The sequence below is a fragment of the Streptomyces palmae genome (genome assembly GCF_004684805.1).
GTDB lineage: Bacteria > Actinomycetota > Actinomycetes > Streptomycetales > Streptomycetaceae > Streptomyces > Streptomyces palmae.
In genome coordinates this window covers 1-9,581 of record NZ_SRID01000270.1, presented here as the reverse complement: position 1 = coordinate 9,581, position 9,581 = coordinate 1, and the positions used below count along the sequence as shown (strand labels likewise).

Genomic DNA, 9,581 nt, shown 5'->3' with positions numbered 1-9,581 from the left:
GGTGAGGTGGCGGGGCGGTGGGGTCTGGGTGCGCGGTGCGGGAAACCGGTTCGCGGACGGCCCCCCCTTCTCCCATACGCTTGTCCCGTGACACCCGCCCAGCTCTCCCGCGTCGTGCTGCGTTCAGTACGCCATGCCGTCGAGGCCGGCGAGCTGCGGGTGCCGGTACCGGAGCGGGTGCTCGTGGAGACACCGCCGCGTCCCGGGTGCGGGGACTACGCCACCAATGTGGCGCTGCGCCTCGCCAAGGGCCAGGAGTGGACACCCCGCGAGGTGGCCGAGATTCTGCGCCGCCGGATGGTCTGCGAACCGGGGATCGCCGGGGTCGAGATCGCCGGGCCCGGCTTCCTGAACATCACGCTGGAGTCCGTCTCGCACGCGGCACTGGTGCGTGCGGTGTGCGCACGCGGCACGGCGTACGGGCACGGTACGGCGTTGGCCGGGACCGAGGTGCGGTTCGCCCCGGTCGAGGAGCTTCGGGCCGCGGTGTGGACGGACACGGTGGTCCGGCTGCTGCGGGCTCAGGGCGCCAACGCCGAGGTCGCGGCGGACGGGACGGAGCGAGTGCGGATCCGAGCCCTGGCCGGTGGAGCCGGGCGCGCGGACCGGGCTCCGGTGTCCTCGAACCCCGCCCTCCAGTACGGCGCGGCCGGCCACGGTCCGGGCGGCGATCTGGGTCACCTCGACGACGCCGCCCACCAGACCGGGGCCACGGCCCACGACCCCGCGCCCCACGCCCCGGACGCCGTCCGCGGTGCCGCCGTCCCCGCCCAGGCCGAGGCCCCGTACGCCTTCGCCGGTCATCCCCTCTTCGTACGTCTGGGGTCCGACGCCGCTCGGTGGGCTCTGCTGCGGCCGGCCGCGCAGGACGTGGCAGTGGGCGATGCCGGGCTGCTGGTGCAGCGGGAGGGCAATCCGCTGTTCCGGGTGCGGTACGCGCACGCCCGGGTTCAGGCGCTGCTGCGCAACGGACGCCAACTGGGCATCGAGCCGGACGCGGGAGCCGAGGACATCGCGGAGGCCGCGGACCTGACCCATGAGCGGGCCGGTGCGGAGGACGCGTCCCGTGCCCGCGTGGCGGACGCGGCCCGTGATGGGGCCGGTATGGAGCACGCTGTCGACGAGCGGGCCGGCGTGGAACACGCGAGCGGTGCGGAGCACGCGGCCCGTGATGCGGTCGGCGCGGAACTCGTGGTCGGCGCGCGAACCGGCACGGATGCGGTCGGCACGGAGGACGTGGCCGGCACACCGACCCGCGCAGGGGAGGCGTACCCGCTCCCGACCTACCGGCACCCCGCGGCCCTGCGGCTGCTCGGGTTGCTGGGGGACTACCCGCGGGTGCTCGAGGCCGCCGCCCGGGATCGGGCGCCGGATCGGGTGGCGCGCGGGCTGGAGGCCGTGGCGGACGCCTTCTTCCGCTTCCACGACGCGTGTCCACCGCTGCCCTGCGGCGAGCAGAAACCCTTGGCCGCCCATCGTTCCCGGCTGGCGCTCGCCGACGCGGCCGGGGCGGTGCTGGCCGGCGGCCTGTCCCTGCTCGGCATCAGCGCACCCGGATTCCTCTGAGAGAGCAGAGTCACACGATGAGCCGTTCCGCCCACCCCGCCGGTCCCCGCTACGCCGATGTGCTGCCCGAGGGCCACTACGTCGCCCCGCCCACCGACCTCAACGCGCTCGATCCGCAGGTGTGGTCCCGCACGGTCGACCGGGGCGACGACGGCGCCGTCCGCGTCGGCGGGATCGATGTGCGGCGGCTGGCCGAGGAGATCGGCACCCCCGCGTACGTCCTGGACGAGGAGGACTTCCGCGCCCGCTGCCGGGCCTGGCGGGAGGCGTTCGGCAGCGAGGCCGACGTGTTCTACGCCGGGAAGGCGTTCCTCTCCCGCGCCGTGGTGCGCTGGCTGCGGGAGGAGGGGCTCAACCTGGACGTCTGCTCCGAGGGCGAGCTGACCACCGCGCTGGCCGCCGGGATGCCCCCGGAGCGCATCGCGCTGCACGGCAACAACAAGTCGGCCGCGGAGATCGAGCGGGCGATCGAGGCCGGGGTGGGGCGGATCGTGCTCGACTCCTTCCAGGAGATCGTGCGGGTCGCGCACACCGCCGAGCGGCTGGGCAAGCGGCAGCGGGTGCTGGTCCGGGTGACCGTGGGCGTCGAGGCCCACACCCACGAGTTCATCGCCACCGCGCACGAGGACCAGAAGTTCGGCATCGGTCTGGCCGGCGGGCAGGCCGCCGAGGCGGTACGGCGGGTGCTGCGGCTGGAGGGCCTGGAGCTGGTCGGCATCCACTCGCACATCGGCTCGCAGATCTTCGACACCTCCGGCTTCGAGGTGGCGGCGCACCGGGTGGTGGGCCTGCTCAAGGAGATCCGGGACGAGCACGGGGTGGAGCTGCCGGAGATCGACCTGGGCGGTGGCCTCGGCATCGCCTATGTCTCCGAGGACGACCCGCGCGAGCCGCGGGAGATCGCCGTGGCGCTGCGCGAGATCGTCAGCCGCGAGTGCGAGCGGGCCGGTCTCGCGGTGCCGCGGATCTCGGTGGAGCCGGGCCGGGCCATCGCCGGGCCGACCACCTTCACCCTGTACGAGGTGGGCACCGTCAAGGAGCTGGCCGGGTTGCGCACCTATGTCAGTGTGGATGGCGGGATGTCGGACAATATTCGTACCGCGCTGTACGACGCCGACTATTCGGTGGCGCTGGTCTCCCGTGCTTCGACCGCCGAGCCGATGCTGGTCCGGGTGGTCGGCAAGCACTGCGAGTCCGGCGACATCGTGGTGCGCGACGCCTTCCTCCCCGCCGACCTGGGGCCCGGCGACCTGATCGCGGTGCCGGCCACCGGTGCCTACTGCCGCTCGATGGCGAGCAACTACAACCATGCGCTGCGTCCCCCGGTGGTGGCGGTCAAGGACGGCGTGGCGCGCACGATCGTTCGGCGGGAGACCGAGGATGACCTCCTGCGTCTCGATGTCGGATAGCAGAATCTCGAATGCTGGACAGGGTGCGGGAAGCCCCATCCGGTGAGTGAGACTGGTGAACCACCTAGATGGATGAGAAACGAGGTCGGATGATGCGTACGCGTCCGCTGAAAGTGGCGCTGCTGGGCTGTGGAGTGGTCGGCTCCGAGGTGGCGCGCATCATGCGAACGCAGGCGGACGACCTCACGGCCCGGATCGGAGCCCCGGTGGAATTGGCCGGGATCGCCGTTCGGCGCCCGGACCGGGTGCGTGAGGGCATCCCCGCGGAGCTGATCACCACCGACGCCACCGCGCTGGTCAAGCGCGGCGACATCGACGTGGTCGTCGAGGTCATCGGCGGTATCGAGCCGGCCCGCGGCCTGATCCGCACCGCCTTCGAGCACGGTGCCAGCGTGGTCTCCGCCAACAAGGCGCTGCTGGCCGAGGACGGCCCGGCGCTGCACGCCGCCGCCGAGGAGCACGGCCGGGACCTGTACTACGAGGCGGCGGTGGCCGGTGCCATCCCGCTGGTCAGGCCGCTGCGCGAGTCGCTGGCCGGGGACAAGGTCAACCGGGTGCTGGGCATCGTCAACGGCACCACCAACTTCATCCTCGACCGGATGGACACCTCCGGCGCCGGCTACTCCGAGGCGCTGGACGAGGCCACCGCGCTCGGCTACGCGGAGGCCGACCCGACCGCCGACGTGGAGGGCTTCGACGCCGCGGCCAAGGCCGCCATCCTGGCCGGGATCGCCTTCCACACCCGGGTGCGGCTGGACGATGTGCACCGGGAGGGCATCACCGAGGTGACCTCCGCCGACATCGCCTCCGCCAAGCGGATGGGCTGCACGGTCAAGCTGCTGGCGATCTGCGAGCGGGCGGCCGACGGCCGGTCCGTCACCGCCCGGGTGCACCCGGCCATGATCCCGCTGAGCCATCCGCTGGCCTCGGTCCGGGAGGCGTACAACGCGGTCTTCGTGGAGGCCGAGGCGGCCGGTCGGCTGATGTTCTACGGCCCCGGCGCGGGCGGCTCGCCGACCGCCTCCGCGGTCCTCGGCGACCTGGTCGCCGTCTGCCGCAACAAGCTGGCCCAGACCACCGGCCCCGGCGAGTCCGCGTACACCCGGTTGCCGGTGAGCCCGATGGGCGAGGTGGTCACGCGATACCACATCAGCCTCGACGTGGCGGACAAGCCGGGTGTGCTGGCGCAGGTCGCCACCGTCTTCGCGGAGCACGGGGTGTCCATCGACACGGTACGCCAGCAGGGTAAAGGGCCAGGTGGCGCCGCCGAAGGCGGCTCCGCTGAGGGTGGCGGCGGGCGACGGGGGGGCGGGGACGCGTCCTTGGTGGTGGTCACGCACCGGGCGACGGACGCCGCCCTGTCGGCCACGGTCCAGGCACTGCGCGGCCTGGACACCGTCCACGGCGTGGCCAGCACCATGCGAGTCGAAGGCGAGTAAGGCGTGCCCGGCCATCAGGTGAGTCAGAGGAAGACCATGAACATTCAGGCAGACAGCCCGCACGTGGCGGGCCCCCGCTGGTCCGGCTGGCGGGGCATCATCGAGGAGTACCGCCACCGGCTGCCGGTGAGCGAGAGCACTCCCGTCGTCACCCTGCGCGAGGGCGGCACCCCGCTGGTACCGGCCCAGGTGCTCTCCGAGCGCACCGGCTGCGAGGTGCACCTCAAGGTCGAGGGCGCCAACCCCACCGGGTCCTTCAAGGACCGCGGCATGACCATGGCCATCAGCAAGGCCAAGGAGGCCGGGGCACAGGCCGTCATCTGCGCCTCCACCGGCAACACCTCGGCCTCCGCCGCCGCCTACGCGGTACGGGCCGGGATGGTCTGCGCGGTGCTGGTCCCGCAGGGCAAGATCGCGCTGGGCAAGCTGGGGCAGGCGCTGGTCCACGGCGCCCGCATCCTCCAGGTCGACGGCAACTTCGACGACTGCCTGACGCTGGCCCGCGGGCTCTCCGAGAACTACCCGGTGGCGCTGGTCAATTCGGTGAACCCGGCGCGTATCGAGGGGCAGAAGACCGCCTCCTTCGAGATCGTGGACATGCTCGGCGACGCGCCCGACATCCATGTGCTGCCGGTCGGCAACGCGGGCAACATCACCGCCTACTGGAAGGGCTACCAGGAGTACGCGGCGGACGGCACCGCCTCGCACACCCCCCGGATGTTCGGCTTCCAGGCGGCCGGCGCGGCGCCCATCGTGCGTGGTGAGCCGGTCAAGGACCCGCACACCATCGCCACCGCGATCCGGATCGGCAACCCGGCCTCCTGGGCCCAGGCCGAGCGCGCCCGGGACGAGTCCGGCGGCCTCATCGACGAGGTGACCGACCGTCAAATCCTCGCCGCCTACCGGCTGCTCGCCGCCCAGGAGGGCGTCTTCGTGGAGCCCGCCTCGGCGGCCAGCGTGGCCGGCCTGCTGAAGGCCGCGGAGCAGGGCAAGGTAGACCCGGGGCAGCGCATCGTGTGCACCGTCACCGGAAACGGTCTGAAGGACCCGGACTGGGCGGTGGCGGGCGCGCCGCAGGCGGAGCCGGTGCCGGTGGACGCCGAGGTGGCCGCCGAGCGCCTGGGCCTGGCCTGACGCGTGCGGGCCCTGCCGGGCCGGTTGGGGAGACCCGCGGCCCGGCACCGCGCGCCCGGTACCTGGCCGGCGGAGGCACCTGGGGCCCGGCACCGCGGGCCTGGCACCTGGCCGACCGGGGCGGGGGCCCGGACCCTGGCCGACCGCACCCCGGCTCGGCCGTACTGCGCCCGGCACCTGGGCTACCGGGGCACCTTGGGGGCTTGGCGCACGGCCCGGGCGTACGTCCGACGCCCGGCCACCCGGGCCGCCGGCCATGAGCCGGATTCCGCGAGATGGGTGTTACCGCGTGTAAACGGTGGTTGCGCCGGAAATGAAGCATAGGAGGCGTGCGACACGCATCGTGCGCCTCCTGTGCGCCCTATGTCGCCGCTGAACCATCCTTAGATAGGCTGTACTGAATCCGCCCCGACGCAGAGCACGGACCCCGTCCTGCCTGCGCGGTGCTGCCGTACTCCGCGTCACGGCCCCTGGCGGTGTTCCGTACCTCTTGGGAAGAAATCCGCAGTCACACAAGGAGAGTCATCGAGCGATGGCCGGTCCAGCGTTCCGCGCCGCCGCCGTCCGGGTGCGCGTCCCTGCCTCCAGCGCCAACCTGGGCCCCGGCTTCGACGCCCTCGGTCTGGCCCTGGGCCTCTATGACGACGTGGTCGTCCGGGTCGCCGACTCCGGTCTGCACGTCGACATCGCCGGCGAGGGCGCCGACACATTGCCGCGCGACGAGGGCCACCTGCTCGTACGCTCCCTGCGTACCGCCTTCGACCTGCTCGGCGGGCAGCCCCGCGGCCTGGAAGTGGTGTGTGCCAACAGGATTCCGCACGGTCGGGGCCTGGGCTCCTCCTCCGCCGCCATCTGCGCGGGGATCGTCGCAGCCCGCGCCGTGACCATAGGCGGCGCCGAGCGGCTGGACGACGCGGCGCTGCTGGAACTGGCCACCGAGATCGAGGGGCACCCCGACAACGTCGCCGCCTGCCTGTTCGGCGGGTTCACCCTCGCCTGGACGGACGCCGGCGCCGCCCGGGCGATCCGGATGGATCCGGCGGATTCCATCGTTCCGGTGGTCTTCGTCCCCAGCCGGCCGGTGCTCACCGAGACCGCGCGCAAGCTGCTGCCGCGCTCGGTGCCGCATGTGGACGCCGCGGTCAACGCGGGGCGCGCCGCACTGCTGGTCGAGGCGCTGACCAGGCGTCCCGAGCTGCTGCTGGCGGCCACCGAGGACCGTCTGCACCAGGAGTACCGCGCTCCCGCCATGCCGGAGAGCGCGTCCCTGGTCAACCGGCTGCGGGCGGATGGTGTCCCCGCGGTCATCTCCGGTGCCGGGCCCACGGTCCTGGCGCTGGTCGAGCACGGTGCGGCCGACAAGGTCGCGCTGCTGGCGGGCGAGGGGTGGGCGGCCAACCGGCTGACTCTCGACGCCCGGGGGGCGAGCGTCCTGCCGCTGGCCTGACCTGCGGCGGCTGCGGGCGCGCCCGCAGCCGCCGGGAAGCGAAGCCCGGACATCCGGATACGAGAGGGGGAATGTTTGTTGGATCCGGTAGTGTTAATCTCAAGTCTGCACGTGAAGCCTCGCGATATCGATGTGGAATGGTCTCCGAGGCGGAGTGCTCAGTGTCCCCATCCGGGACCACCCTTCTTCCGAGAGCCTCCCCGACTGCCTGAGCAGCCTGCCTGCGCAGTGTGAGCACGCTCCGGAATCGGTGTGACGGAATCAGTGGAAATCTCACCGTCCCACCGGAACCATGAATTGATCTTTCCGCCGCACCAGGCGGACCACCGCCCCGGCCCGGTCCGCACGACGAGGACCACAGCCGGACAGCACAACCGGTCGCCGAGCCAGACAGGCCGACGCCCGCTCCAGGGAAGGACCCTTCGTGAGCGACACCACCGATCTGATGGGCGTGACCGCCGACGCTTCCGTCGGCAATGCCGCCGCGCCCGCCACGGACGCTCCCGCCGCGCCTGCCACCGGTGCTGCCACTGGTAGTGCCCCCCGTCGGCGCCGCTCCGGCACCGGCCTCGACGCCATGGTCCTGGCCGAGCTGCAGCAGCTCGCCTCCAGCCTCGGCATCAAGGGCACCGCGCGGATGCGCAAGAGCCAGCTGATCGAGGTCATCAAGGACCGGCAGGCCGCCGGCGGAGGATCCGGCGCCGCCGCGTCGGCCGACGCCGCGACCGCGGAGGCCCCGGCCAAGCCGCGTCGCCGGGCCACCTCCAAGGCCCGCACCGGCGAGGACGCCGCGCCCAAGGCCGCGGAGGCGGCCGAGGCGAAGGCGGAGAAGTCCGCCGAGAAGGCCGCGGACCAGCAGCAGATCGACATCCCGGGCCAGCCGATCAGCGAGGACCAGCCGACCGCCGAGCGCCGCCGGCGCCGGGCCACCGCGCCCGTCGGCAGCCCGGAGGGCGCCGAGGCCAAGGCCGAGGCCCGTTCCGACGTCAAGGTCGAGGCGCGTCCGGAGGCCAAGGCCGAGGCCGCCACCGACACCGCCGAGGGCCGGACCGCCAAGGGCGACCGGGCCGAGCGCGGCGAGCGCGGCCAGAAGGGCGAGCGCCGGGAGCGCGGCCAGCGTGGCGAACGCGGTGAGCGTGGCGAGCGCGGTGAGCGTGGCGAGCGCGGTGAGCGTGGCGAGCGCGGTGAGCGCGAGGGCCGTCGCGGCAAGGGCGAGGACGGCCAGCAGGGCGGTCGCCAGCAGCGCGAGGGCCGGGCCCAGGGCCAGCAGCGCTCCGAGGAGGACGACGACTTCGAGGGCGGCCGGCGCGGCCGCCGGGGCCGCTACCGCGACCGTCGCGGCCGTCGCGGCCGCGAGGAGTTCGGCGGCGAGCCGCAGCTGGCCGAGGACGATGTGCTGATCCCGGTCGCGGGCATCCTGGACATCCTCGACAACTACGCGTTCATCCGCACCTCCGGCTACCTGCCGGGCCCGAACGACGTGTACGTCTCGCTCGCCCAGGTCCGCAAGAACGGACTGCGCAAGGGCGACCACGTCACCGGCGCGGTGCGGCAGCCCCGCGAGGGCGAGCGCCGCGAGAAGTTCAACGCGCTGGTGCGGCTGGACTCGGTCAACGGCATGGCGCCCGAAAGCGGCCGGGGGCGGCCGGAGTTCGGCAAGCTCACCCCGCTGTACCCGCAGGAGCGGCTGCGGCTGGAGAGCGAGCCGGGCGGTCTGACCACCCGGATCATCGACCTGGTCTCGCCGATCGGCAAGGGCCAGCGCGGTCTGATCGTGGCCCCGCCGAAGACCGGTAAGACCATGATCATGCAGGCGATCGCCAACGCGATCACCCGCAACAGCCCCGAGTGCCACCTGATGGTCGTCCTGGTCGACGAGCGTCCGGAAGAGGTCACCGACATGCAGCGGTCGGTCAAGGGCGAGGTCATCTCCTCGACCTTCGACCGCCCGGCCGAGGACCACACCACCGTCGCCGAGCTGGCCATCGAGCGCGCCAAGCGCCTGGTGGAGCTGGGTCACGACGTGGTGGTCCTGCTGGACTCGATCACCCGTCTGGGCCGTGCGTACAACCTCGCCGCCCCGGCCTCGGGCCGCATCCTGTCCGGTGGTGTCGACTCCACCGCGCTCTACCCGCCGAAGAAGTTCTTCGGTGCCGCGCGGAACATCGAGGACGGCGGCTCGCTGACCATCCTGGCCACCGCGCTGGTGGAGACCGGCTCGCGGATGGACGAGGTGATCTTCGAGGAGTTCAAGGGCACCGGCAACATGGAGCTGCGGCTCGACCGGAAGCTCTCGGACAAGCGCATCTTCCCGGCGGTGGACGTGGACGCGTCCAGCACCCGCAAGGAGGAGATCCTGCTGGCGCCGGAGGAGCTGAACATCGTCTGGAAGCTCCGCCGGGTGCTGCACGCGCTCGACTCCCAGCAGGCCATCGAGCTGCTGCTGGACAAGATGAAGCAGACCAAGTCGAACGCCGAGTTCCTGATGCAGATCGCCAAGACCACCCCGTCCCCGGGGAACGGCAACGACTGATCCAGGCACTCCCCTGTCTCTTATACACAGCTGACGCTGCCGACGATCGCATA

General features: G+C 72.6%; 6 protein-coding genes. All 6 read left to right on the top strand.

All coding sequences use genetic code 11. The features are described from left to right. Positions 1-87 precede the first annotated feature (87 nt). The 6 genes from nrtL (at position 88) to rho (ending at position 9,528) form a co-directional block, all read left to right on the top strand. A complete protein-coding gene (gene nrtL, locus E4099_RS23390) occupies positions 88-1,566 on the top strand; it encodes an ArgS-related anticodon-binding protein NrtL (RefSeq protein ID WP_245245111.1) in 1,479 nt (492 codons plus the stop codon). Positions 1,567-1,583: 17 nt separating this feature from the next. Next, a complete protein-coding gene (gene lysA / locus E4099_RS23385; RefSeq protein WP_135341088.1) occupies positions 1,584-2,975 on the top strand; it encodes a diaminopimelate decarboxylase in 1,392 nt (463 codons plus the stop codon). An 89-nt stretch (positions 2,976-3,064) separates the two neighbouring features. Then, complete coding sequence (locus tag E4099_RS23380; RefSeq protein ID WP_135341087.1) at positions 3,065-4,414, top strand: homoserine dehydrogenase; 1,350 nt, start codon at positions 3,065-3,067, stop codon at positions 4,412-4,414. A 36-nt stretch (positions 4,415-4,450) separates the two neighbouring features. Further along, the gene (gene thrC / locus E4099_RS23375) at positions 4,451-5,548 is read left to right on the top strand and encodes a threonine synthase (RefSeq protein ID WP_135341086.1); all 1,098 of its coding nucleotides are present in this window, start codon (positions 4,451-4,453) and stop codon (positions 5,546-5,548) included. A 532-nt stretch (positions 5,549-6,080) separates the two neighbouring features. Next, positions 6,081-6,995 (top strand): homoserine kinase, encoded by a 915-nt coding sequence (gene thrB / locus E4099_RS23370; protein WP_135341085.1) that lies wholly within the window; start codon positions 6,081-6,083, stop codon positions 6,993-6,995. Positions 6,996-7,419: 424 nt separating this feature from the next. Further along, complete coding sequence (gene rho / locus E4099_RS23365) at positions 7,420-9,528, top strand: transcription termination factor Rho (protein ID WP_135341084.1); 2,109 nt, start codon at positions 7,420-7,422, stop codon at positions 9,526-9,528. Positions 9,529-9,581 lie beyond the last annotated feature (53 nt).

What these genes read in the sequence shown, in the direction of transcription:
- lysA (WP_135341088.1), top strand. Translation starts at nt 1,584, where the DNA reads ATGAGCCGTTCCGCCCACCCCGCCGGTCCCCGCTACGCCGATGTGCTG.
- E4099_RS23380 (WP_135341087.1), top strand. Translation starts at nt 3,065, where the DNA reads ATGATGCGTACGCGTCCGCTGAAAGTGGCGCTGCTGGGCTGTGGAGTG.
- thrC (WP_135341086.1), top strand. Translation starts at nt 4,451, where the DNA reads ATGAACATTCAGGCAGACAGCCCGCACGTGGCGGGCCCCCGCTGGTCC.
- thrB (WP_135341085.1), top strand. Translation starts at nt 6,081, where the DNA reads ATGGCCGGTCCAGCGTTCCGCGCCGCCGCCGTCCGGGTGCGCGTCCCT.